Raw genomic sequence first — 25,189 nt, forward strand, 5'->3', positions numbered from 1 at the left:
GCCCCCACCGCCCCAGGGCGCCCTCCAGGTCCAGGGCCGCGTCGTCGACCTCCAGGGGCGGCCCGTCGCCGGCATCGAGGTCTCCGCCTCCGTCCCCCTGCCCGGAGAGACCCTGACGGAGCTGCCGTGTGACACGAACCAGCCCGACGTCTCCCTGGCCTCGGAGGAATGCGCCTCCACCACCGCCAACCTCTGGGTCCAGGAGCTGGTGGAGACCCACCGGGGCGGTGCCTTCGTCCTGTCGCGCACCACCTCCGCCCAGGACGGCACCTTCACCCTGGAGGGCCTGCCCCAGGGGACGGTCACCCTCTGGGCCCTGGGCTCGCAGGGCGCGGGCCTCCTGGAGGATGTCGCCTCCGGCACGCAGGACGTGACGCTGGAGCTCGAAGTCAGCCAGCCGCTCACCGGCCGTGTGGTGGACGAGGACGGCGCCCCGCTCTCCAACGTCCAGGTCACCCTGCTGCACACAGGCACGGCGCGATTCTTCGACACCCGGACCGGCGCGGACGGCCGCTTCTCCCTGGGCCCCCTGCCCGAGGACACCTATGGCCTCCTCGCCGCCCAACAGGGACGCATCACCGCGTGGATGCAGGAGGTGGCCGTGGGCCCCCTGCCCGAGGACGTGGTGCTCTTCTCCCCCCGGCGCATCGTGGGCACGGTGGTGGACGGCGAGCAGCCCGTCGCAGGCGCCACCGTCACGGAGGTCGACGGCGATCGCGTCACCACCACCGACGCCCGGGGGCGCTTCACCTTCGACGGCCTGTCCCCCGGCGAATACACCCTGGAGGCGGAGCAGGGCGGCCTCCTGGCGCGCGAACCGGTGACGCTCCCGGAAGACCCGCGCGAGGTCCAGGTGACGCTGCGCCTGGGCACGACCTTCTTCGTCGAAGCCACCGTGCGCGACACCGCCGGCAAACCCGTGGCCCAGGCGGAGGTGAGCGCCAACCTTCCGAGTGAGATCGCCAAATACGCCGTCACCCCCTTCTTCCAGCCGCTCGGCCGAACCGACGCGGACGGCCGCATCCGCCTGGGCCCCCTCCAGGCCCGCGGCTACACCTTCCAGGTGGTGGCGGACCGGCTGCTGGACCTCACCGCGGTCCGCACCGTCGCCGCGGGCGGACCCGCGCTGGACTTCGTCCTCTCCCCCGCGCTCCTCGTGGAGGGAATCATCACCGACGCCGCGGGCCAGCCGGTGGCGGACGCCTCCCTGTCGCTGCATCCACCGGCCCGGAAGCGCCCGGCTGGCGCGCCTCCGCCCGTGTACGCGCGCTCGCTCATCGTGATGCACCCGCCCCGCGAGGCACCCCTGACCTTCGACGCCACCTCCAACGCGGAGGGCCACTTCGCCATCAAGGTGGACCAGCCCCTCTCCGGCACCCTCACCGTCGAGGCCGACGGCTACCTGCCGCGCAAGCTCCAGGTCCGCGCCCCCACCTCCGACCTGAAGCTCACCCTGGACGCGGGCGCCACCGTGCGCGGCACCGTGACGAACTCGCGCGGCACGCCCGTCAACGAGGTGGACGTCTCCCTGGTGAAGCAGGAGCCGGAGCCCTCGCCCGGCGCCCGCGAGGACGACGAGCCCCGCGAAGCCCCGGAAGACGACGACGACAAGATCGACATCGTACGCATGACCTTCGCGGCGACCTCGGGCGAGGACGGCCGCTTCGACATCAAGGGCCTGCCTCCCGGCACCTATACCGTGTGGATGCGGACCACCGCGGGCGGCTACGAGCGCCTCATGCCCGACCGCGTGGTGCTGCGCGGCTCGGAGACCGTGGAGCTGGCGCTGCGCCTGGACCTGGACGGACGCGTGGGCGGCATCGTCGTGGACGCGGAGGGCCGGCCCCTGGCGGACGTCACCGTGGACGCCACCGCGAAGGAGGACGAGGCCAGCAACGGCCGCTCGTACTCCCCCCTCTCCGCCAAGACGGGCCCGGACGGCCGCTTCGTCCTGGAGCCGCTGGCGCGCGACTGGGACTACGAGCTGACGGCGGTGAAGCCGGGCTACGCGCTGCCCAAGCCGCCCGGAAAGCGCGACGCCGAGGACGAACCCGACTTCGGGCCGGGCGAAGATGATTCCGACGAACCGTTCCACGACCGCATCCAGCGGTGGCTGGAGGAGAGGGAGGGCCCCAAGATCACCGCCCGCGCGGGGAACATGGAGGTGCGTATCACCCTGGCCTTCCAGGGCCGCATCACCGGCCGGCTGGCGAGGAAGGACGGCACGCCCATCACCCGCTTCACCGTGAACGAAGAGACGGTGCGCGACCCGAAGGGCGCCTTCACCGTCTTCGTGGACGAGCCCGGCCCCCAGCACCTCACCTTTGAGATACCGGGCCACGCCCTCACCCAGCGCGACGTGGACGTCCCCGAAGGCCGCGACGTGGACCTGGGCACGGTGCGCGTGGACACGGGCCACGTCATCAAGGGCCGCGTGGTGGACGACGCCACTGGAACCCCGCTGGCCGGCGTGTCCGTCTCCCTGGCGCTGCCGGCGGAAGACGTCCGCAACGCGGAGCACGCCGAATCCTTCGCGGACGTCATCACCGGCCTGGACGGCACCTTCCAGCTGCCCGCCGTGGAATCGCGGCCCTATGTGCTCACCGTGCAGGAAGCGACGCACGCGTCCCTCGAGCGCAGGGTGGGCCCCAACGAGGACACGCTCGAATTGCGTCTCCCCTCCGCCACCCGCCTGGAGGTCTCGGTGCGGGACGAACAGGGCCGGCCTGTCAGCACGCCATTGACGGCCATCCCCAAGGCGGACCCGGAAGCGCAGCTCATCGCCATGGCGCACCACGGCGTGACCCAGTTCCGCGACCTGGACCCGGGCGACTACCTGGTGAAGCTCGCGGGCATGTCACCCCTGACCGTCATTCCCCGCCTCGTGCACGTCGAGCCGCAACGCGTCACCCGGCTGGACCTCCCGGTGACGACGAAGGGCACCACGCTGAGGCTGCGCTGGGGCGAGCGCGGGCAGTCGGGCACGCCCTACCTCATCCCCGGCCGAGTCCCGGCCCCCTCGGAGTCGGCCGCATCCAAGGAGGTGCAGTGGCTGCGAGAACAGGCGCTCATTCCGGAGCTGTCGCGCAGGGATGTCTGGGCCCGCCTCCCTCCCGGGCCCTACACGCTTCTCGTGTTGCGAGAACGTGAGGGACGCTGGCTCTCGTTCCGCGAGGACGTGACGGTGGGCACCGGCGACACGCAGGAGGTGGAGGTGCCCGCGCTTCCGTGGTGAGGCGGGTCCGACATGCCTCGCGGTCCAGGGGAGCTGTGTTAAACCCCGCGTATGACCCCGAGTGACGCGCTGAGCGCAGCAGACCTCGAACGTCTGGCCAGGGCGGAGGCACCAGACCTGGCCGAGTCCGTGCTGGCCTTCCTCGACCAGCCGGACCGCACGTCGGACACGCCGCTGCCGCAGGGCGCGCTGTCCTTCGACGCGCTGAAGCAGCTCTTGGAGCAGGCGCGCGCGAGCGACGACAAGCCGGGCCGCCGCAAGGGCTCGCATGAGGCGTGGCAGCGCTTCCTCGCGCAGAAGGACGTGCCGCTGCCGCCGCGCCTGCTGCTCGCGGACCTGCTGGTGTCCCTCTACGAGAAGAACACCGAGCCCGCGCGCGCCGCCCTCATCACGCTGGTGAAGGAAGCGCCGCTGAAGTTCGGCCTGTGGGCGGGCCTCAAGCGCATCTACAAGCTGGCGGAGGCGCGCCACGACGCGGAGATGTTCGGCGCGCTGGCCTGGCGCTTCGACACCGAGCGCGGCGGTCGCCGTCACCGCGAAGTCAGCGGCGGCACCCTCACCTACCTCCAGCGCCGCGCGTGGCGGTTCCTGCGCCACCTGGGCGCGGCCGTGCCGGAGCTCTACCCGCAGTTCGCGGTGGAGGTGCTGCGGCACTACGACCTGGAGACGACGTGGTCGCAGTGCTGGGTGGCGCACCACATCTGGGCGCACAACAGCAAGGGCTACTCCGCGTCGCGCTTCGCCATCCAGCCGCCCAACGACATGGTGAAGCAGCGCATGTACCCGGACGCGTGGAAGCGCTCGCCGGACGCGCTGATGCGCCTGTTGGACACGTGCCAGTCGGACCCCGCCGCGAAGTTCGCCATCCAGGGCCTGCGCAAGGACTTCCCGGAGGCGCTGCGCAAGGTGACGCCCGCGTGGCTGGACCGCCTGGCGCGCCGTCCGCTGGGCAGCGCGCACGACTTCCTGGTGGAGACGCTCCAGGGCTCGCCGGACTTCCACCAGGGCAAGCTGCGCGCGGCCGGGCTGCATGAGGCGGTGCTCGCGCTGCTCTTCTCCCCCAGCAACAAGGCCCGCGCCTACGCCATCGAGTACGCGCGCGGCCACGCGCAGGATCTGGCCGCGGACCGGCTGGCGGACCTGGTGGAGAAGGGCGAGGACGACGTGCAGAAGTTCGCCGCCGCCGCCCTGGAGAAGCACAAGCCGCGCGACCTGGGGCTGCCTCTGCTGGGCCGGCTGCTCTTGTCCACCCCCACCGCGGCGTTCGCGGCGAAGTCGCTGGAGCAGTCCTTCGACCGCGCGGAGCTCACTCACGACTTCCTGCGCGAGCTGCTCTGGGGCATGCCGGAGCAGCGCAACTGGGCGAATAACTACGTCGCCAGGAAGTACGCGGCCGGGGAGATGCCGGCGGACTTCTGGAAGGTGACGCTGACGGAGGCGAAGCGCTCGTCGCGGCAGCGCGGCGTGGAGGACCTGGCGATGAAGGCCCTGTCCACCTACAAGCCGGCGGACATCGGGCCGGAGTGGCTGCTGGACCTGGTGGCGCACCCGCGCCTGGGCCGTCAGGCGGCGCAGTGGCTCACCCGCGCGGACAGCCTGCCGGGCCTGGACGTGGAGCGCGTGAAGGCGCTCGTCTTCAACGGCAAGTTCCGCGGCACGGCGCTGGAGCTGCTGGGCAACCGCAAGCTCTTCACCGCGCGGCAGCTCACGGTGCCCTGGCTGCTGGCGCTGGCGCGTCGGGCCGACCCGCAGCTGCACGACTTCGCGCACCGCTACCTGCTGGCGAACGTGGTGCCCGCGGACTTCAGCGACACGGGCGACGCGGACGCGGGCCTGGAGCGCCTGTTCGACCTGGCGCTGGGCGCGAAGCAGCCGCCGCCGGTGCGTGCGTTCGCGCAGATGTACCTGCGCTGCCACCACCCGGGCATCGGGCCGGAGCAGCCGGAGTCCAAGTCCTACGAACTGCGCCCCCGCGCGCCGCGCAAGGCGTACACGGCGGAGCGGCTGTGGCCGGCCCTCTTCGATGAGCGCGACGACGTGCGCCGCTTCGCGCTGACCATCGCCCGCTCGGAGCTGCGCGCGTGGGGCTACCAGACGCGCGTGTACGAGCTGGCGGACTCGGACGCGAAGGAGATCCGCAACCTGGCCTATGACGCCCTGCTCAACGCGGGCGAGCCGGGCGCGGACGCGCGCCACACGCTCCAGCCGGAAGAGCTGGACGCGGGCAAGGTGTTCGCGCTCACGGAGTCCACCAAACGCAGCACGCGCGAAGTGGCCGTGGAGCTCATCCGCCGGCACTACGCGCGGCTGGGTGGCGCGGAGCGGCTGTCCGGCCTGATGCAGAGCGCGGACCGCGAGGTGGGCCTGTTCGCGGTGCGCCTGCTCTGGGAGAAGCACCGTCCGCTGCACCTGCCGGAGGGCTGGAAGCCGGCGGGCGGAGGCAAGGACGAGCGCGAGGCGGGTGGCACCACGCGCTTCAGCGACGTGGAGGCACTGCGCACGTTCCTGCGGCGCATGATGTTCGGCCTGCCGCCCGGGCGCGCGAAGGAAGCGCGTGAAGGCGACGTGCAGCGCCGGCTGTCCGCGAGCGTGGCCAAGCGCCGCGTGGTGGAGCTGGTGCGCGACCTGGGTCTGGAAGACGAGAGCTTCGCCCGCGTGGTGGCGCCCGTGCTGGGCGAGTTCACCGGCTCCGTGGCGAAGGGCGAGTGGCAGAGCTGCCTGGCCTCGCTGGTGCAACTGCGTGCGGCACACCCGGGCGTGCAGCTCGGCGGCATCTAGGACAACGACACCATGGCCAACCTCTCCATCGGCAACATCGAGAAGGTCCGTGCGCTGGCGGCCAATGCGCGCCTGCTCATCGTGGGCGGCACCCGCGCCGCCGCCGACAGCCGCCTCACCGCGTACGACCCGGCGACCAACAAGGTCCTGTGGACCAGCCCCCTGCCCGCGCACGTGCTGGGCGTGGCGCTGTCCGGCGAGCAGTTCGCCGCGGCGGGCGCGGACGGCACCGTGCGCTTCGGGTCGCTCGCCGACGGCACCGTGAAGTTCCAGCTCCACAACGCGCATCCCGGAGGCTGCACCGCGGTGGCGGCGAGCCCCGACGGCAAGGTGCTCTACACGGCCGGCGCGGACGGCTTCGTGCGCGCGTGGGACTGGGACAGCACGAAGAAGCTGAAGGAGTGGAGCGCGTCCTCGCAGCCGCTGCGCGCGGTGGCGGTGGACCCCACGCACACGTACGTGGCCTGCGCGGGTGATGACAGCGTGGTGCGCTCGTTCACGGTGGCGACGGGCGCGCGCCGGGACATGCCGGGCCACGAGGGCGCGGTGCGGGCGCTGGCCTTCACGCCGCGCGACGGGCGGCTCGTCTCCGCGGGTGACGACGGCAAGCTGCGCATCGGCTACCTGGTCGGCGCGGTGGAGTTCGAGGTCCGCGGCGACAAGGACAGCGGCCACGCGGGCTCCGTGCTGGGGCTGGTGTTCCCGCCCACGCCGCCGGCGGAAGCGGGCCAGGACCCGGCGGAGCGCATCGCGTCCGTGGGCAGCGACGGCAAGCTGAAGGTCTGGCGGCTGGACGAGCGCCGCAAGCCGCGCACCTTCGAGCTGGGCAGCAAGGCCCTGAACGCGGTGGCCTTCGCGCCCCCGGCGAACCCGCGCCAGGCGAAGCAACTGCTGGGCTACCTCTTCGTGGCCGGCGAGGACCGCCGCGTCACGCGCATCACGCTGGGCACGGACGGCAAGCCCACGGACGAGACGACGGCGTTCGGCCACGGCTTCGACGTCTTCAACGAGGCGCTGAAGGCCGCCCTCCCCCGCCGCGAGGCCGCGGTGAAGGAGGCGGTGGCCCTCCTGGAGCCGGAGGCGCTGGACTTCGTCCTGGGCGTGCTGTCCTCGGACAAGGACATCGTGGCGCGCCGGCTGGCGGCCACGGAGCTGGGCAACCACGGCCGCACCGCCGCGCGCCCGAAGCTGCGCGAGCGCCTCAACGACGACGACAAGACGGTGCGCGCCGCGGCGCTGGACGCGCTGGTGAAGCTGGAGACGGAGTCCCCGCTCGCGGCTCCCCGCACGGCGCTGGACTCGCGCTTCGTGGACACGCGCGTGCAGGGTCTGCGCCTGCTGTCGAAGCTGGGCAGCGCGTCGCCGCTGGTGCCGGGCCTCATCGCCAGCAAGCTGCCAGACACGAACGCGGAGGTGGGCACCGCCGCGCTGGACGCGCTCACCACCGTGTCGCCCAAGGGCAGCACGGAGCCGCTGAAGCTCGCCTTTGAGCGAGGCCCCGCGGCCCTCAAGGTGGAGGTGCTGCTGCGCGCGTCGGTGGCGGGCCTGCTGGGCGACCCGCGCCTGCAGCCGCTGGTGGCGCGCGCGCTGGACGACGCGGACCGGGACGTGCGCCGCGTGGCCTTCGCGGTGCGCGTGCTGGAGCGCCGCCCGCTGGCCGCCACGCTGGAGGCGAAGGACGAGGAGTTCGCGCGCACGGTGCGGGAAGTGACCCGCATGCTGACCCTCCAGGCGAAGCGCGCGGCCGGAGACGCGGAGGCGAAGTTCAACACCGACGCGGAGCTGGCCGCCTCGCGAGAGCAGCTCTTCGGCAAGACGCCCGCCGGCACCGCACTGACGGAAGCCGACCTGGAGCCGCTGCTCGCCGCCATGGCGTGCCGCATGCCTGACACGGCCGTACGTGGCGCGCGCGTGCTGGCGCAGTTGGGTGACGGCCGCGCCCTGGGCGCGCTGCTCCAGCTGTCGCGCGAGGACGACGCCGCCATCCGCCGTGAGACGGCCACCGCGCTCCAGGCGTTGCAGGATCCGCGCGCCCGCGAGCGGCTGGTGTGGATGCTGGACGACGCGGACGGGGACGTGCGCGCCGCGGCGCTGGCGGCCGTGGTGGCGCTGGACTCGGACGCGCCGCTGTCCGCCGCGGAGGCCGCGCTGCGCTCCGGTCACGAGGACGTGCGCGTGCGCGGCCTGGACCGGCTGGTGAAGCTGGGCGCCAAGGCGGAGGGCGCGGAAGGGCTGCTGGGCGACGCGCTGGAGGACGAGTCCGCCAAGGTGCGCGGCGAGGCCTTCCGCACGCTGTGGGCCTGGAACGACAAGGAGCCGGTGAAGGCGCTGGACCGCGCGCTGGCGGGCCGCTTCCCGGACCTGCGCACCCGCGCCGTGGAGGTGCTCGCGCAGCGCGGCACCGACGACTGGGCGCTGGAGCGGCTGAAGAAGTCCGTGGAGGACCGCGACGCGAGCGTGGCCACCGCCGCCTACGAGGCGTGGGTGAAGCTGGCCGGCAAGGAGAAGGCGGAGCCGCACCTGGCCGCGCTCAACACCACGCACCCGGCCCTGCGCGAGAAGGCCGCCAAGGCCTCCGTGCACGCCCCGGCGGAAGCCATGCGCTCCGCGCTCCTCAAGCGCGTGCAGGACGAGCACCTGGACGTGGCCTTCGCTGCGTTGGAAGCGCTGGACAAGCTCATCCCGAACGAGAACGGGCCGCTGCTCGCGGGCATCGCGGCGTCGGCGCTGCCGGTGCGCGTGCGGGCCTCGGAGCTGCTCGCCCCGCGCGGCGCGGAGGACATCATCGAGCCCATGCGCGGGCTCATCACGGACAAGGACCTGGAGCGGATGTACCCGCCCGCCATCCTCGTCCCCCTGCGCGTCCGCGCGTCGCGCGCGCTGGCCACGCTGGGCTCGCGGCGCCTGCTGGGCTTCTACGCCACCACGCTCCTGCCCCACGAGGTGTCGGACCTCCAGGAGCAGGGCGCGCGCGGTCTCGCCACGGCCAGCCGCCGGGGCGACGAGGGCGCGCTGCTGGATGCGCTGGGCCACTCACTGGTGGCGGCGCGTTCGTGGGCGGCGGACGGTCTGGCCCGCCTGGGTGACGTGCGCGCGCTGCCGGTGCTCACCGGAAACCTGCGCCATGAGCACCTGCCCATCCGGCTGGGCGCCATCCTCGCGTTCGCGGCCCTGGGCCACGAGGGCGACGGCGGCCTGCTGCACGGTCTGGAGGACTCCGCGCGCGAAGTGCAGGAGATGGTGTTCGCCATCGTGCTCGCGCGGGACCTGCGCGCCAGCCGCGAGGGCGGACCGCCGGACCTGCTGACGAGCGCGCTGTCCAGCGGCCGTCCGGAGGTGCGCTACGCCGCGGCCCGCGCGCTGGAGCTGCGCACGGAGCCGGAGGCGTACCGCGCGCACCTGGTGGAGGTGCTGCTGCCGCCGCGTCCGGAGAAGGCCGGCGACATGAAGGACTGGCCCGCGGAGGAAGAGCGGGCGAAGCGCGTGATTGGCCTCGCCGAGGCGCTCTCCAGCGGTCAGCCGGAGCAGCGCTACGCGGCGGCGCAGGTGCTGCTGCTGCGCAACAAGCCGCTGGACTACTTCCGTGAGGCGCAGAAGGTCGCGCGGCCCAGCTCGCTCCAGGCCCCCTGGAAGCCGGAGACGGCCGAGGGCGCCGCGCACGTCATCCAGCCCTCCACGCTGGAGAAGCAGGGCACGGCCTCCGCCACGGGCAAGAGCTGGCTGCGCCGCCTCTTCTCCGCGGTGAAGCCGACGGATGGCGCGGGCACCGGTACGCCGCAGAACGCGACGCAGGCGGAGCGTCATCACCTGCGCCGCCTCGCCTTCGGAGCCTACGTGGGCCTGCTGCGGCAGGTGACCGCGGGTGACGAGGAAGGCCACCGCGTCCGCCGCGACGCCGTGGACCGCGTGGTGAAGCTCACGCAGGAAGGCTACGCGGGCACGTCCGCCGCGGTGGCTGCCCTGCTGCGCGCGCTGGAGGATCCGCACCAACTCGTGCGCCGGGCCGCGCTCGCGGGCCTCAAGGAGCTGTACCCCGCCGGCAGCGACGAGCCGCTGGCGCTGGCCCTGGCCTCGCTGTCGCCGGACGTGGCGCGCGCCGCGCTGGAGGAGCTGGCGGAGCGCGGTGACAAGGCCCGTCCGCGAGTGGCCGCGGCGCTGAACTCCCCGCTGCCGGAGGTGCGCAAGTCCGCCTTCGAGCTGCTGGAGAAGCTGAGCCCGCCGGGCAGCCTGGATCCGCTGCTGGCCGCGCTGGGCAGCGAGCACGCGGACCTGCGCGTGGGCGTGATTGAGCGGCTCGCGGGAGCCAACGATCCGCGCGTCACGGAGGCCCTGGGCCGCGCGATGGGCAGCGAGCACGAGGACCTGCGGCTGCGCGCCGCGGAGTTGCTCGCGTTCCGGGGCGACGACCGGGCGGTGGAGGTGCTGGGCACCTTCCTGCGTTCGGAGACGTCGGCCGTGGCCCGCCGTGCACAGGAGGCCCTGGCGCGACTGGGGACCTCCGCCGCCGTGGCCGCGCTGGCCGCGCGCCTGACGGTGGCCACGGAGATTCCGGAGCGCACGAAGCTGGTGGCCGCGTTGGGTCGCACCCACCGCGCGGACGCGCTGGACGTGCTCGCGCGCCAGAGCGTGGAGGACGAGGCCCCGTCCGTGCGCCTCGCCTGCGTGACGGCGGCGATGCAGCTCACCTGGCCGCCGGAGCAGGAGAAGCTGAAGGAGCACGAGCGCGAGCTGAAGAAGCGCGACGCGGCGCTCGCGGTGCGCTTCCTGCGCGTGGCGGTGAAGAGCCAGGACCCGGAGGTCCGCAAGGCCGCCGCCCGCGAGCTGGAGCACGGCAAGAGCGAGGGCCAGGACGCGCTGCTCGTCCAGCTCTTCAACGACCGCGACGTCACGGTGCGCGCGGCGGCCGTGGAGCACTACTCGAAGCGCGTGGTGGAAGAGGGCGCGGCGGTGGAGCCGCTGGAGGAGATCCTCCGCGCCGGAGCCCGCGAGCTGATGCTGCCCGCGGCGGAAGGCGTCGCGCACCAGCGCCGCGCCAGCGCCCTGCGTCCCCTGCTGCTGTACGCGCGCGCCGGAGAGCCGCACGAGCGAGGCCGGGCCCTGCTCGCCCTGGGCACCCTGGGCGACGTGCGAGCCCTCTCCGAGCTGGAGACGGTCGCGGGCGGAGGCACGCCGGACGCCCCGGCCGAAGAGGACATGGTCTTCGCCGCCATCGAGGCACTCGGCCGTCTGGCGAACCGGATGCCGGATGGCGAGGACCGCCGCCGCATCGAGGAGAAGGTAGAAGCCGCGGCCACGGACGGCGCCGCCTTCCAGCGCCAGGAAGCCGGCGTGCGCGGTCTGCGCGCCATCGGTGGAGAGCGCGCCCGGGTGAAGCTGGAGGCGCTGCTCGCCGACGGCGAGACGGACGACGACGTGCGCCGCACGGTGGCGGAGGAGCTCGGGAAGTTCGGAGACCCGGCCGCCGAAGCCGCCCTCGCCGCAGCGCTGAACGAGGAGGACGACGACCTCCGCGCCGCCGCGCGCAAGGCGCTGGATGTCCTCTTCCCCAAGGAGCGCACGCGGGTGGAGTTCCTCGCGGTGCAGAGCGAGCACGAGGACATCTCCGAGCCCGCCGCCACCTACCTCGCGAGCGAAGGCGACCCGGCGCTGCTCGTGCCCCGCCTGGCCACGCTGGACAACGTGGAGCTGCGCCTCCGTCTGCGTCGCGGCCTTGCCCGCCGGGGCGCGATGCCCGTGCCGGAGGTCATCGCCCTGTTCGGCCACGACAAGCCGGAGGCCCGCGAAGAGGCCGCGCGGCTCGTGGGCACCTGGACGGGTGACGCACGCGATGCAGGCGCCGTGGACACGGCCGGGCTGACCCGCGCGCTGGTGGCCGCGGAACGGCGCACCGCCACCGCCTGGACCACCGCGCAGCCTCCGAAGAAGGAGCCGCTGGCCGCCGCCTGGGAGCGCCTGCTCTGGGCGGGTTCACGGCTGGGCGCGAAGGAGCTGGTCGCGACGTCCGCCGAAATCCTCCGCAAGGGTGAGGCCCAGGCCCCCGCCGCCGTGCGCCAGGAAGCGGCGCGCGTGCTGGGACGGCTGAAGGCCACGAGCGAGGCGCAGGCCCTGCGCACCGCGCTGGGTGACCCGGACGCCGCCGTGCGCGCCGCCGCCGCGTCGGTGCTCGCCACGCTGGTGCCGGAGCAGTCCTCGGCCTGGGCGCTGGAGGTGAAGCCCTTCGACCCGGTGGCCCTGGGCCCCACGGGCGCGAAGGTGGCCACGTCCGCGCTCACGGCCAGCGAAGGCCGCCGGCTCGCGGTCCCCGCGCTGCTGGCGAAGAAGGACCTGGAGCCGCTCAAGTCCGTGGCCGCCGACGCGAAGCCGGAGGTTCGGCAGGATGGCTGGGCCGCGCTGGGACGCCTGGGCGGAGACGAAGCCGCGGCGCTGCTGAAGACGGCGGCGTTCGACAAGTCGCAGTCGGTGGAGCTGCGCAAGGCGGCCTACCGCGCCCACAAACGTGCACGCCGGGCCGCTGAGCGCGCCCGGAAGGAAGGTCAACCGTCGTGAGCACCGCAACCGCACGTCATCCCGTCGCGCTGAGCTACTCCGCGCAGAGCGACGTGGTCGTCACGCCGGACGCCTCGCGCGTGCAGCTGGCCCTGGAGGGCTCGCGAGGCACCGTGGGCGTCAGTGGACAGGTGAAGGACCCCACCCTCTTCCGCGACGCGCTGGCCGCCGCCTTCGCGGTGCTCTCCAGCGACCTGCGCTACCGGGGCCGCGACCGCACCGCGTACCTCGCGTACCTGATGAAGCAGGGCAAGCGCGCCAGCGCGCAAATCTGGGAAGCGCAGAAGGCCTTCCTCGACAACGCGCTGGAGGGTGAGGAGAAGAAGGACGCCGTCCTGGACCCTGTCCTCACGGTGGATCCGGATCAGGTCTCGCTGGAGGTCTTCTCCCGCGACGAGAGCGCCTACGCGCGCCTCGCCTTCGACAACAGCCTCTTCGACAAGCGACAGGCCGCGCACGGTTCCACGTTCCTGGATGTGCCGCAGGACCTGCCCGCCCGGCTGGACCGCCTGCGCGCCTACGCCCCGGTGGTGCTGGAGGCCCACGTCGCCCCCACCGCGAAGGCCGCCCCCGCCACGGAGCCCCGAGCCCCGCGCACGGTGGAAGTGCCGCACGCGTGGCTGCGAGGCTTCCTCCAGGTGCAGTCCGCCGCGACGCTGCCGGCCACCACCTGCTCCATCGCGCCCATCGACCTGTACAACCTGCTCTTCGCGCTGCGCACCCGCCGCTCCAAGAAGGCGCCCCGCGCGCTGCGCTTCGAACTGGTCCCCGGCGCTCCGCCCCGGCTGGTGCTGGAGCCCTGGGAGCAGGTGCTGGAGTGCCACGGCGGCGTGTACACGGGCAGCGCGCCCGCGGTGGTGCGCACCTTCGGCCGTCAGCGACTCGCCGCGCTCGCGCGCCTGTTGCCCCACGCGAAGAGCGTGCACGTGCAGCTCTTGGGTCCGGGCCTGCCGGTGTTCTGGGTCATCGACCTGGGCGCGGCCACGCTGACGCTGGGGCTCACCGGCTGGACGGAGAGCGGCTGGTCCAGCGCCGCCGCCTTCGACGCGCTGATGCCGCGCGACGTGCCGGAAGGTCTGGCGGAGCAGCTGCGCAACCGCCTGCGCAAGGACGGTCCCCTCGCCTTCGAAGTGCTGGCGAAGGACGCGGGAGCACCGAAGGACCAGGTGCGCGCCGCGCTCCAACTCGAATGCCTGCGAGGCCGCGTCCTCTTCGACGTGTCCCGCGGCGCCTACCGCCCGCGCGAGCTCATGCCCACCCCGGTGGACGAGGCCGCGCTGCGCTACGGCAACGAGCGTGAAGCGCGCGCCCACCGCCTGCTCGGCGACGGCGGCCCGGGCTCGGGCGAGGTAAAGCTCACGCAGGTGCACGACCTGGTCGGCGAAGGCACGCGCATCCAGGGCGAAGTCGTGGACCGCGAGGCGGTGCGCAGCTTCTTCCCCAGCTTCACCATGGACCTGGAGGGCCGCGTGAAGGACGCGGGCTGCGGCTGCCCGCACTTCCGCCGCTCCGGTCTGCGCGAAGGCCCCTGCGAACACATGCTCGCGCTGCGTCTGGCGTACGCCCGCCGCCGCGCCGAGGAAGAAGCGCTCCGTCAGACGCCGGAGGGCCGCAAGCTCATCCGCGCGGAGACGCGCGCGTACGTGCGCCGCGACCCGGCCACGGGACTGGAGCAGGTGTATCGCGTGTCGCTGGACGGCAAGGTGGTGGCCCTCACGTGGGGTCCCCGACTGGGCGATTCGCGCCACCAGCGACTCTGGTTCGACACGGACACGGAAGCCCGGACGGCGTACTTCAGCCGTTTGGAGAAATTGACCGCGGACGGCTACATCGACGCGGCCTCGACTCTGGTGTAAACACTCACTCAACGGCCCGGCCGCCGACGGGGCGGCCGGAAGGATGGTGGCGCCGGACGAAAACCGAATAGCGAGTGGTCGAGAGAGGTCTGGACCGCATCAGCCTTAACGCCTCGAGCGTAGGAACGGCGTTGCGCCGTTCTGGTTGAAATGCTGGACACTCTCCGCAAGGTAGCCTGTTCTTGGCTCTCTCCCTCCCGAGCACTACCGTCGGGGCGGGAAGCGGAACCAACGACGCAGCCGCCGTTTTCCCACCCCGACGGTAGTGCTCGGGAGGGGAGAGCCGGTGAGGCTACCGTGCCCCAGGTGAGCTGGTGGTGCCTTCCTGGCCTCCCTCGACCGCTCGAATTCGTCTCCGTCGCCCCTCCCTGAGCCGCCGCGCCCGTCGAAGGTAACTCGATGACCGCCAAGCTGGAGTCGTTCGTCCCCGCCGCCCCGCCGCAGGCTGCTCCTGAAGTCACGCCCGCTGCCTCCCCCAACACCGTCGCGAAGCGCGAGGCCGCGAAGGCCGCGCACGACGCCCTCATCACGCGCTGGAAGGCCATCACCGAGGCCGGCGGCACCGATGAATGGGTGCAGGCGCAGCTCGTATCGAAGGGCGCGCTCGCGGACGAGGTGGACTTCTCCTCGCTGAAGGAGAAGGAGAAGACGGCCTGGAAGGAGAAGAAGAAGGCCGAAGCGGTGGAGCGCCGCGCGATGGAGCGCCAGGCCCACGAGGCGTGGAAGGCCACGCACGTGAACCACCTGGGCGTGGGCATCCACTGGAACGAAGCCGGCCTGCCGGACAAGTTCGACCTGGAGCACCGCGAGGAGCGCGCGCGCCAGAACGGCCTGCCCACACTGAACAACGCGGAGGACCTGGCCAAGGCGCTGGGCCTGAGCGTGTCCAAGCTGCGCGGCTTCGCGTTCCACCGCGACGTGGACACGGGCTCCAACTACGTGACGTGGAGCATCCCCAAGCGCACGGGCGGCGAGCGCACCATCACGTCGCCCAAGCCGGAGCTGAAGGAAGCTCAGCGCTGGGTGCTCTCCAACGTCGTGGAGCGGCTGCCGGTGCACGGCGCGGCGCACGGCTTCGTGGCGGGGCGCTCCATCCTCACCAACGCGCTGGCGCACCGGGGCGCGGACGTGCTGGTGAAGGTGGACCTGAAGGACTTCTTCCCCTCGGTGAACTGGCGCCGGGTGAAGGGCCTGCTGCGCAAGGGCGGCCTGCCAGAGAACACGTCCACGCTGCTGGCGCTGATGTCCACGGAAGCGCCGCGCGAGCGCATGTCCTTCCGAGGCAAGACGCTGCACGTGGCGAAGGGGCCGCGAGCCCTCCCACAGGGCGCGCCCACCTCACCGGGCATCACCAACGCGCTGTGCCTGCGCCTGGACAAGCGGCTGTCGGCGCTGTCGCGCAAGCTGGGCTTCACGTACACGCGCTACGCGGACGACCTGACCTTCTCCTGGACGAAGGCGAAGGCGCCCAAGGCCCGCCGCGCGCAGGGAGCACCGGTGGCGGTGCTGCTCGCGCGGGTGAAGGACGTGGTGGAGGCGGAAGGCTTCACGGTCCACCCGGACAAGACGCGGGTCGCCCGCAGGGGCAGCCGTCAGCGCGTCACGGGGCTCGTGATCAACGAGACCAAGGAAGGCACGCCCGCCGCCCGAGTCCCCCGCGACGTGGTGCGCCGCCTGCGCGCGGCCATCCACAACCGCCTGAAGGGCAAGCCGGGCCGCGAGGGCGAATCGCTCGACCAGCTCAAGGGCATGGCGGCGTTCATCTACATGACGGACCCGGAGAAGGGCCGCATGTACCTGGATCAGCTCGCGAAGCTCGAAGTCGCCAAGCCCGCCCAGGCGTAGCGCGGAACTAGCGGGCTCCCGCCTTCGTCCGCCGTGAAGGCTTCTTCGCCGGAGCCTTCTTCTCCACGGCTGGAGCCACGGGCTTCTCCACCGAGGGAGTCTCCACGGGCTTCAACGCCGAGTCCGCGAACTCCCGCAGCCGGCGCGGATACTCCGTGGGCGCGGTCGCCGCGAAGTTGCCATGCGAAGCGCCGGGGATGCGCCACGTCTGCGCATACGGCGCGACGTGCGCGAACAGCTCATCCAGCAGCGGCTGCCCGGACTCCTCCGACCCCGCGACGATGAACAGGGGCCGGGGCTTGATGTGGTCCACCGCGTCGATGGTCCGCACCTCATCCAAGGCAATCCCCCGCCGCCAGAACGGCACCAGCGCCCCCGTCTGTGTCACCACACCGAAGCGGCGGAAGTCATACGCCGCCGCCAGCCACAGCGTGTTGAACGGGGACAGCAGCACCACCGCCGCGACCTGCGGGTCCTTCGCCGCCACCTCCGCCACCGCCGCGGAGCCGATGGAGAACCCCAGCACCCCCACGCGAGCCGGATCCACCTCCGGCTGGGCCCGCACATAGGCAAGCGCCGCGCGCACGTCCTGGCGCTCCTTGTCACCCCAGGTGGACGTCTCCCCCCCGCTCTGCCCATGCGCGCGCAAGTCGAACAGCAGCACGCCATAGCCCGCATCGCGCAGCACACGGGCCTCCGGCAGCAGGTCCATGCGTGTCTGCGACAGGCCATGTGCCAGCACCCACGCCGCCTTGTTTCGCGAAGGCACGTACCAGCCGCGAAGCTCCACCCCATCGTCCGTGCGCAGCGTCACCTCGCGCGCGGAGCCGAAGTCCGCGGGCAGCACCGCGGCCGGCCTCGGATAGTGGAAGTACTGCTCGGAGCGCCACGCCGCGCGGCCGCCCAACGCCAGCGCCACCAGCAGCAACGGCAACACCAACACGCCCAGCACCCGCCCCCACCGAATCCGCTTCAACAACCCAGCCATGCCCGCACCTCTCCGACAGCAAGCGACCCGCACTCCAGGGCGGAAGTCGCCGCCCCAGGCTTGTGTTGGCCCCCGCCAGACATCTAGACCCTATAGGCACCAAAAGGTCCCTGGCTTACAGTTTAGGCGAACTTTAGCAGCGGCGGCAGACTGACCGTCCGGGTGAGCAGGCATGACGACATCGAAGACGGTCTATGACGCGGTGGTGGTGGGTTCGGGAGCCTGCGGTGGATGGGCGGCCAAGCAGCTGACGGAGGCCGGGCTCCAGGTGCTGGTGTTGGAGGCGGGCCGCGGCGCGAACGCGGACCGGGCGCTCCACCTGATGCACCGCGTGAAGCAGAAGCTGGGCTACCGCATCGAATCGGACGCATCCCGCAAGTCGCGCCAGTCCATCCAGGCCACGAGCTTCGCGTGGCCGTTCCATCCGCACGCCTTCGTGGATGACGTGGACAATCCCTACACCACGCCGGCCGACGCGCCGTTCGCATGGATCCGCGCACGGCAGGTGGGCGGGCGAACCAGCGTGAAGGCTCACGGCCGCCAGTTCTACCGGCTGTCTGACTTCAACTTCCACGCGGGCAGCCTGGACGGGTTGAGCCCGGACTGGCCGCTGTCGCACTCGGACCTGGCGCCGTCCTACGAAATCGTGGAGCGGTGGATGGGCCTGCGAGGCAACTCGGACGGCGTGGACACGCTCCCGGACTCCGTCTTCGAGGGCCCCGCGCCGCTGTCCCCCGGCGAGGTCCGCCTGCGCGAGAAGGTGAAGGCCCGCTGGCCCGACCGCCACGTCGTCGCCCGGCGGACCGCGAACGCGCCGGTGACACTGCCGGCGGCGCTGAAGACGGGGCGGATGACGCTGCGCTCGCACGCCATCGCCAGCCACATCCTGCACGACCCGAACACGGGCCGGGTGACGGGGGTGTCCTTCATCGACGCGAACTCCGGCACCTCCGAGGAGGTGCGCGCGAAGGTGGTGGTGGTGGCCGCGGGCACCATTGAATCCACGCGGTTGCTGTTGCACTCGCGTAACCGGGCGTTCCCGGACGGTCTGGCGAACAGCTCGGGGCTCGTGGGCAAGCACCTGATGGACCACATGTACCTGCGAGGCATCGAGGCGCGGATGAACCTGCCCGCGCACCTCCATCAGAAGGAGCACGGCTGGGCGTACATCCCCCAGTTCCGCAACGTCTCCGAGCGCCACCCGGACTTCGCGCGAGGCTACGGCGTGCAGGTCTTCACCTTCGACGACCAGATGCACATGGTGCCCTTCGGGGAGATGGTCCCGCGCGCGGAGAACCGCGTCACGTTGAGCGCCACGGTGAAGGACCGCTGGGGCATTCCGGCGGCGCACATCGAGTGCCGGCACTCGGACAACGACCTGAAGATGACGGAGGACGCGGTCACCTCCTGCCTGGAGATGTTGGAGGAGTCGGGCTGCACGGTGGAGAAGGTCAACAAGCAGCTCTCCGATCCGGGCATGGCCATCCACGAGGTGGGCACCGCGCGCATGGGCAAGGACTCGAAGACGTCCGTGCTCAACCCGTTCAACCAGAGCTGGGACGTGCCCAACCTCTACGTCACGGACGGCTCCTGCTTCCCCTCGCAGGGCCCGCAGAACCCCACCCTGACGATGATGGCGCTCACCGTCCGCGCCTGCGCCCACCTGGTGGGCGAGCTCAAGGCCGGCCGCATCTGATTTCCCTCGGAAGCCGACGCGAGGGGCCCGCAAAAAACGGGCCCCTTGCACGACTGGCGCGAATTTATTACCTACCAGTCAGTAACTAACCCTTCGCGCCATGTCCCGTCCCCCACGCGTCACCGACCTGCAAATCAATGAAGCGGCCCGAGCCGTGTTCCTGGCGCAGGGTCCATCGGCGCCGCTGCAGGACATCGCGAAGCGGCTGGGCATCTCGCAGGCGGCGCTGTTGCACCGGGTGGGAACCAAGGAGGCGCTGATGTCGCGAGCCCTCCGCCCCGTGCCGCCCACCGCGCTGGTGCTGCTGGAGCCAGGACCGAAAGACACCGCGTCCATCGAGGACCAGCTCCTGGAAGCGCTTCTGCACCACCGGGACTTCCTGCGCCAGTTGGTGCCCTGGTTGTTCGTGCTGCACTACTCGGCGCTGGGTGGCGCGAGGGCCCTGCACCTGGAGACACCGCCCCCTGTCGCGCTCAGGGAGGGGCTAACGAAGTGGCTCACCCGGGCGAAGCGATCCGGACGGGTGGACCTGGCCCAGCCCCGGGTCGCGGCGGAAGCACTCTGTGGAGCACTGGAGGCCCGCTGCTTCAACGCCCACGTGGGCGGCTCCACCTACGCCCCCGGCGATGACGAAGCCATCCTGCGCCAGCTCATCCGGGTGCTGATGACGCCGAAAGAAGCGCCGACAAGAGTCCGGAAGAGGACCACCAGATGACGACCGCCACGCCCAAGCTGTCCCGCTCCACGGAGGGGGCAGGGTTGATCATCCTCCTGGGGGCGCTCATCGGCTTCGGGCCGCTGTCCATCGACATGTACCTGCCGGCGTTCCCCGCCATCGGCGAGTCGCTGCGAGCAACCGCGGGAGAGGTGGAGCGCACGCTGGCGGCGTTCTTCGCGGGGCTCGCGGTGGGGCAGCTCTTCGCCGGCCCGGTGAGCGACCGCTTCGGCCGCACGAAGCCGCTCTACGTGGGCCTGGCGCTCTACGTGCTGGGCTCCATCGGCTGCGCGACCGCGCCGTCGGCGGATGTATTGGCGGCGTGCCGGTTCGTGCAGGCATTGGGTGGCTCGGTGGGCATGGTGACCTCGAGGGCCGTCGTAAGGGACCTGCACTCGGGAGCAGCGGCGGCGAGGATGATGTCGCGCCTGGTCTTGGTGATGGGCCTGGCACCCATCCTGGCCCCGCTGCTGGGCGGCTGGGTGCTGCGAGCCGCGGGCTGGCGAGCCATCTTCGGAAGCCACGCGGTCATCGGGCTCATCGCGCTGGGAGCTGCATTCGCCATCCTGCCGGAGACAGCGCCCCCGAGGAGCGGAGCTACCCCGTCCAAACCCTTCCAAGCCATGTGGAGCATCACGAAGGCGCCAGACTTCCTGGGGCCCGCTCTGGCGGCGGCGCTCGCGCAGGCAGGGATGTTCGCGTACATCGGCGGTTCGCCCTTCGTGTTCATCACCCTGCACGGCGTGAAGCCGGAGCACTTCGGCTGGTTCTTCGGAGCGAACGCGGCGGGGCTGGTGGCGGTGTCGCAGCTCAATCACTGGCTGCTGGCGCGCTCCTCGCCGGAGCGGGTGTTGAAGCAGGCGGTGCGCATCGCCGCGCTGGCGGGGGTGGTCCTGGTGACGGTGGCATCGACAGGCTTCGGAGGGCTGTGGGGCATCGCGCTGTCGCTGTTCGTGTTCGTCTCCACCCTGGGAGCCATCACCCCCAACGCGACAGCCCTGGCGATGGAGCAGCACGCGAAGCAGGCAGGCATCGCGTCGGCGGTGCTGGGAGCGCTGCAGTTCATGCTGGCAGCCGGAGCCTCCGCGACGGTGAGCGCAAGCCACAACGGCACCGCGAGGCCCATGGCTCTGGGTGTCGCCATCGCCGCCCTGCTCGCCCTGGGAGCGCTGAGGCTGGCGAAGCGGGCCCCCGCGCACTGAGCCAAGGGCCCGGCGGGTGGGATTGACACTCCGGAACGCGAAGCCCGATGGTGCGGTGCGAAATGCTCGCACCCTTCTACTCCGCTTGTCCTGTCTGCAATGAAACCGGTTCCCGACCGGTCGTCGCGTTCCAAGAGCTGAGCTACGGCCGTTGCACGGGTTGTGGGCTCATCTACAAGCGAGAGCAGAAGCCAGGACTGGGCGAGGGCTACGAGGAGAAGTACTTCAAGCACAACCGGGCGAAGTACCTGAGCCGCTGGGACCACCGGGTGCGCAAGTGCCTGCGGCAGGTGCTGGTGTGCCTGGAGTACGCGCCGCACGCGAAGGACCTGCTGGATGTGGGGTGCTCCGCGGGCTACGTGCTGGAAGCAGCACAGCGAGCAGGGTTGAAGGCCACGGGGCTGGACTACTCCCAGTTCTCGGTGAACCTCTGCCGCGAACGAGGCTACACCGCTGAATACGGCTCGCTGACACAGCTGCCGTTCCCGGACGCGTCCTTCGACATCATCACGTTGAAGCACACGCTGGAGCACGTGGATCAGCCCATGGACGGGCTGCGAGAAATCCAGCGCGTATTGAGGCCAGGAGGCGTGGCCTTCGTCATCGTGCCGGACGCGGCCTACTACAAGATCATCGTGATGCCCCGGAAGGGCCGCTCCTTCCGGCCGGACCGGCGAGGTTGGCAGCACCACGTCTACTTCTACGAGCACAACCTCGCGGATGCCTGCGCCAGGGCCGGAATGCAGCCAGTGAAGGCAGGCAAGGACATCTTCCGGAGCAGGCTGGCGAAGGGCCTGCGAACCCCCTACGAGTACGCCCGCTTCGCCTTCCTCTGGGCCTGGGTCCAGGTCTGCCGGCTGACGCACATGCGCAGGGAGATCCAGGTCATCGCCCAGAAGCCCAGGGCGGACGCACAGCTCCCCGCTCCACACGCCGAAGCCGCCTGAGCGCGGCGTCACACAGAGCGGCGAATCCACACCCCCAGCACCACGGCCAGCACAAGCGTCACGGGCCCCAACCAGTCCCCCCAGGCCCCCGCGAGCGAGCTCAACCGATCCGCCGCCGGCACACGCATCACGGTGCCAGCGCGCTGGTTGTCCTCCAACTCGGAGGTCCAGGTCCCCGCGGGGTCGATGAACGCGGAGATGCCTGAGTTCGTCACCCGCACCTGAGCCGTGCGCGTCTCGATGCTGCGAAACGCCGCATGCATCAGGTGCAGCCGGGGCGCAGGGGTGCCGGAGAACCACGAGTCATTCGACAGCGTGAGAATCAGGTCCGCCCCCTGGCGCACCTCCGCCGCGACGTAGTTGGGAAAGAGGGCCTCGTAGCAGATGAGCGGAGCGACCTTGAGCACACGGCCGCCGTTCAACCGGAAGTCCACCAACCGTGGCCCCGGGCCACGCTTCCAGCGACCGGTCCACGGAAGCATCGCGCGCAGGGCAGGCGTGTCCACCGCATCCGGAACCCACTCCGTGAGCGGGAACAGCATCGTCTTCCGGTAGGCGGCCTGCGCCAGCTCGCCCGTCGCGGAGGGCCCCAGGAACATGGCGGCGTTGAACTCGCGGTCGCCGTCCAGGTCGTAGGTGCCGAACACCAGCGGGACACCACGCTCCGCCACCCAAGAGCGGAGCTCATCATCCAGCGCGCCGCCGTCCTCGCTCTTCGGAGTGCCGAACGTCGTCGGATACACCGTCTCCGGCCACACCAGCAGGTCCAACGGCCCCGAGCGCAACAGCGCATCCGACATCGCGTAATGCGTATCCAGGATGTTGCGAACGACCTCGTAGGTGCCCTGCTCCGCGGCCAGCTTCTCGATGTTGGTGATGTTCGCCTGCACCGCGCCCACCACCAGCGAAGGAGCCGAGTGCACCACCGAGCACACCTGCCCCAGTCGCACCCATCCGTAGCCCCACCCCACCACCGCCAGCGCGACCGCGAGGACCACCGGCCTGAGCCGCAAGCCCCGCCGAGAGGCCAGCCCCTGCGCGACCGAGACGACACACTCGTTGATGAGCAGCAGGCCCAGCGTGAGCCCCGGAGCACCAGCCACGTCCGCGCCCTGGCGCAGCGTCTCCGAAGCATAGAGGGCGTGGCCCAGCGTCTCGGCGAACAGCTTGGGCGTGAACCACTCGGTGCCCACATACACGAGCGCGGTGAGCACGGGAGGCACCCAAGCCAGGCGCGGCACCTCCGCCACCCGCCGGCGCGCGTACCACCGCACCCACGCTGCGGTGATGAACTGGAGCTCCAACACGGGCGCGATGAGCAGGAACACGCCCCAGCACAGCCACATCGGCGCACGCGAGTACGCCGCGATGGCGCCCGGGAACCAGCCAAACACCGCAGCGGTGAACGTCACCGACAGCAGCACGCCCAGCCCCACGGCACCGCGAGCGGAACGAACCCCGTCCAAGGCCGCGAGCCAGGGCGCCATGGCCACCACGCCCAGCCACACCCAACCGGGTCGCAGCTGTCCAACCGCCGCGAACAGCACGGTGGTCGCCGCGACGCCCAGGAGCGCCCCGGCCCACCCCTTCACGGACGTCACTGCGAGTCCTCGTCCTCGACAGGAATCTCCAGCAGCCGGTGAGGCATGCCGGGGGGAGCCAGCTCCTCGGGCACCACACGGTTCTCGGGGATGGGGATGGGCTGCCCGTTGGCATCCTTGGGCGTGAAGTCCGGATGGAACATCAGGATGGCCGCGAGCGGCTGCCCATTATCCGTCGCCTGGTAGTGGCGCATGTAGCCAGGGGGCAGCTCGAAGTCGTCGGGCACCACGAGCCCCCGCTTCAGGGGCTTGGTGCCGCGCTGGTACAGGGCCGTCCCGCTCTTGCCCTCGGGAGGAGGCGGAGGGTCATCGACAGGCATGGGAGCAGGGTCCTCCGCGGGCATGGGCGCGGCGACACGCGCGACAGCAGGGCGCACGGAAGGGCGCGCGGGTTCCAGGGAGGGAGCCACCGGAGCGGGACGCTCGGCCACCACGATGGGGGGCAGGTCCTCGACAGGCACAGGGCGGGAGAGCCACCAGAGGCAAAGCGCCACGCACAGGCCGGTGATGACAACGGCACCACCGATGAGCCAGGAGCCCACACCGCCTGGGGACTCGCGCGAGGGCGTCACCCGCGTCACGCCATCGGAATCCGTGCGACGCTCAGGACCAGGCTGCGGGGAACGCATGTTTTGAGGGGCCTCCGGGGTGCGTATGCTACGGAAGCCGCGCGCATCGAGGCAATGCGCGCGCGGCCATGCCCCTCCCATGACCGTCGACGCGTCCGGCCCCTTCCCTGTCCACGCCTTCACACCCCGTCTGCGCGCCCTGGGAGCGCTCCTGCACTCAACGGTGCTGGGCACGCTCTGCTTCTTCACCGCGCTGCTGTTCAAGGACGTGCTCGCGGGCACCCAGACGCTGGCACCCGGTCCATTGGCGACGGGACTCGCAGTGGGTGGAGTGCTGCCGCTCATCGCGCTGCACCTGCTGCAGCTGGGAACGCGGGCCACGGTCACGGTCGGGCCGGAAGGCCTGGTGCTCACCCAGTCAGGGGGAGCGCACTTCGAGATTCCCTTCGAAGCACTGGAATCCATCCGCCCGTGGCGTCTGCCCATTCCAGGCCCAGGCCTGACTCTGCGGCTGCGCACGGGGCGAGCATTCGACTACGGCCTGGAAGTACAGGCCCCCATGCCCCTGCTCGAGGCGATGGGGACGCTGGGAGAGGCACGAAACGATCCGCGGGTGAGGTACGCCCAAGCGCGGAGCGAGAAGTGGCGCAGGCGATGGTACGACCAGGCTCTGAAGTACGGCCTGGTGCCCGGAGTGCTCGCCGGCATCTTCTTCCGAGCGCACCAGTACATCTCCTTCGGAGGTCCGTTCGGAGAGCTCCAGATGTACGGATGGACGGCATACGTCACGTCCTTCGCGCGCACCTGGTTGCCAGTGTTCCTGGCCCTGCTGTTGTTTGGCTGTTTCTGGAGGGCCTTCGCTGAAGCGCTTTGCTTCGGCGCCGCGTGGCTGGGCCCACGGTGGGCACGCAACGTACGCATCGGCGCGGAGTGGACCTGCCGGGCGCTCTATTACGTGGCCCTGCCAGTCTTTCTCGCGGTGCGCCTGCTGGGCTGAGCCGCAAAGACAAACACCGGCGAGCGCGGATCCACGCGCAAGCCGAGCGGAGCGAAAGCCCGCAAAGACAAAGCCCCTGGCGCCTTTCGGCGTCAGGGGCTTTCAAAAAGAATCCGGCAGCGACCTACTCTCCCACGCGGTTTCCCGCGGAGTACCATCGGCTCTGGAGGGCTTAACTTCCGTGTTCGGGATGGGAACGGGTGTGACCCCTCCG

The 25,189-nt window shown here is 71.4% G+C and carries 13 protein-coding genes and 1 rRNA gene; 10 read left to right on the top strand and 4 right to left on the bottom strand.

Going from position 1 to position 25,189, the window contains the following annotated elements:
- The 5 genes from D7Y21_RS28930 to D7Y21_RS28950 all read left to right on the top strand — a co-directional run.
- The coding region (locus D7Y21_RS28930) for a carboxypeptidase regulatory-like domain-containing protein (protein WP_121716993.1) at positions 1-3,235 on the top strand (3,235 nt) is incomplete at its 5' end.
- A 51-nt stretch (positions 3,236-3,286) separates the two neighbouring features.
- Positions 3,287-6,013: a hypothetical protein gene (locus D7Y21_RS28935; protein WP_121716996.1), complete on the top strand. Its 2,727-nt coding sequence runs from the start codon at positions 3,287-3,289 to the stop codon at positions 6,011-6,013.
- A 12-nt stretch (positions 6,014-6,025) separates the two neighbouring features.
- The gene (locus D7Y21_RS28940; RefSeq protein ID WP_121716998.1) at positions 6,026-12,559 is read left to right on the top strand and encodes a HEAT repeat domain-containing protein; all 6,534 of its coding nucleotides are present in this window, start codon (positions 6,026-6,028) and stop codon (positions 12,557-12,559) included.
- Entirely contained in the window at positions 12,556-14,415 is a 1,860-nt protein-coding gene (locus D7Y21_RS28945) for an SWIM zinc finger family protein (protein ID WP_121717000.1), read from the top strand. The genes D7Y21_RS28940 and D7Y21_RS28945 overlap by 4 nt, the downstream gene beginning before the upstream one ends.
- A 399-nt stretch (positions 14,416-14,814) precedes the next feature.
- Positions 14,815-16,260 (top strand): reverse transcriptase family protein, encoded by a 1,446-nt coding sequence (locus D7Y21_RS28950; RefSeq protein ID WP_121717002.1) that lies wholly within the window; start codon positions 14,815-14,817, stop codon positions 16,258-16,260.
- A gap of 7 nt (positions 16,261-16,267) precedes the next feature.
- On the opposite strand, the gene D7Y21_RS28955 is transcribed toward D7Y21_RS28950, so the two are convergent.
- The gene (locus D7Y21_RS28955; protein ID WP_121717004.1) at positions 16,268-17,248 is read right to left on the bottom strand and encodes an alpha/beta hydrolase; all 981 of its coding nucleotides are present in this window, start codon (positions 17,246-17,248) and stop codon (positions 16,268-16,270) included.
- Positions 17,249-17,420: 172 nt separating this feature from the next.
- Between D7Y21_RS28955 and D7Y21_RS28960 the strand changes: the two genes are divergently transcribed.
- The 4 genes from D7Y21_RS28960 to D7Y21_RS28975 all read left to right on the top strand — a co-directional run bounded on the left by D7Y21_RS28960 (position 17,421) and on the right by D7Y21_RS28975 (position 21,808).
- Positions 17,421-18,944: a GMC oxidoreductase gene (locus D7Y21_RS28960; RefSeq protein ID WP_121717006.1), complete on the top strand. Its 1,524-nt coding sequence runs from the start codon at positions 17,421-17,423 to the stop codon at positions 18,942-18,944.
- A gap of 100 nt (positions 18,945-19,044) precedes the next feature.
- Positions 19,045-19,659: a TetR/AcrR family transcriptional regulator gene (locus tag D7Y21_RS28965; protein WP_121717008.1), complete on the top strand. Its 615-nt coding sequence runs from the start codon at positions 19,045-19,047 to the stop codon at positions 19,657-19,659.
- On the top strand, positions 19,656-20,861 hold the full coding sequence (locus D7Y21_RS28970; protein WP_120565499.1) for a multidrug effflux MFS transporter: 1,206 nt from the start codon (positions 19,656-19,658) through the stop codon (positions 20,859-20,861). Before D7Y21_RS28965 ends, D7Y21_RS28970 begins: the two co-directional genes overlap by 4 nt.
- A 62-nt stretch (positions 20,862-20,923) precedes the next feature.
- Positions 20,924-21,808, top strand: a complete 885-nt coding sequence (locus D7Y21_RS28975) for a bifunctional 2-polyprenyl-6-hydroxyphenol methylase/3-demethylubiquinol 3-O-methyltransferase UbiG (RefSeq protein WP_158627374.1) — start codon at positions 20,924-20,926, stop codon at positions 21,806-21,808.
- A gap of 8 nt (positions 21,809-21,816) precedes the next feature.
- Here the strand turns inward: D7Y21_RS28975 and lnt are convergent, their stop codons facing one another.
- Together lnt and D7Y21_RS28985 are read right to left on the bottom strand one after the other, a co-directional pair.
- Positions 21,817-23,409, bottom strand: a complete 1,593-nt coding sequence (gene lnt, locus D7Y21_RS28980; protein WP_121717012.1) for an apolipoprotein N-acyltransferase — start codon at positions 23,407-23,409, stop codon at positions 21,817-21,819.
- Positions 23,406-23,990, bottom strand: a complete 585-nt coding sequence (locus tag D7Y21_RS28985; protein WP_233612316.1) for a hypothetical protein — start codon at positions 23,988-23,990, stop codon at positions 23,406-23,408. Before D7Y21_RS28985 ends, lnt begins: the two co-directional genes overlap by 4 nt.
- Positions 23,991-24,117: 127 nt before the next feature.
- Between D7Y21_RS28985 and D7Y21_RS28990 the strand changes: the two genes are divergently transcribed.
- Positions 24,118-24,975 (top strand): hypothetical protein, encoded by an 858-nt coding sequence (locus D7Y21_RS28990; RefSeq protein ID WP_121717016.1) that lies wholly within the window; start codon positions 24,118-24,120, stop codon positions 24,973-24,975.
- 111 nt (positions 24,976-25,086) lie between these two features.
- Here the strand turns inward: D7Y21_RS28990 and rrf are convergent.
- Positions 25,087-25,189, bottom strand: a 5S ribosomal RNA gene (rrf, locus tag D7Y21_RS28995); the annotation flags it as partial.

Source organism: Corallococcus sp. AB045 (assembly GCF_003668895.1).
In the GTDB taxonomy this organism is placed as follows: Bacteria; Myxococcota; Myxococcia; order Myxococcales; family Myxococcaceae; genus Corallococcus; species Corallococcus coralloides.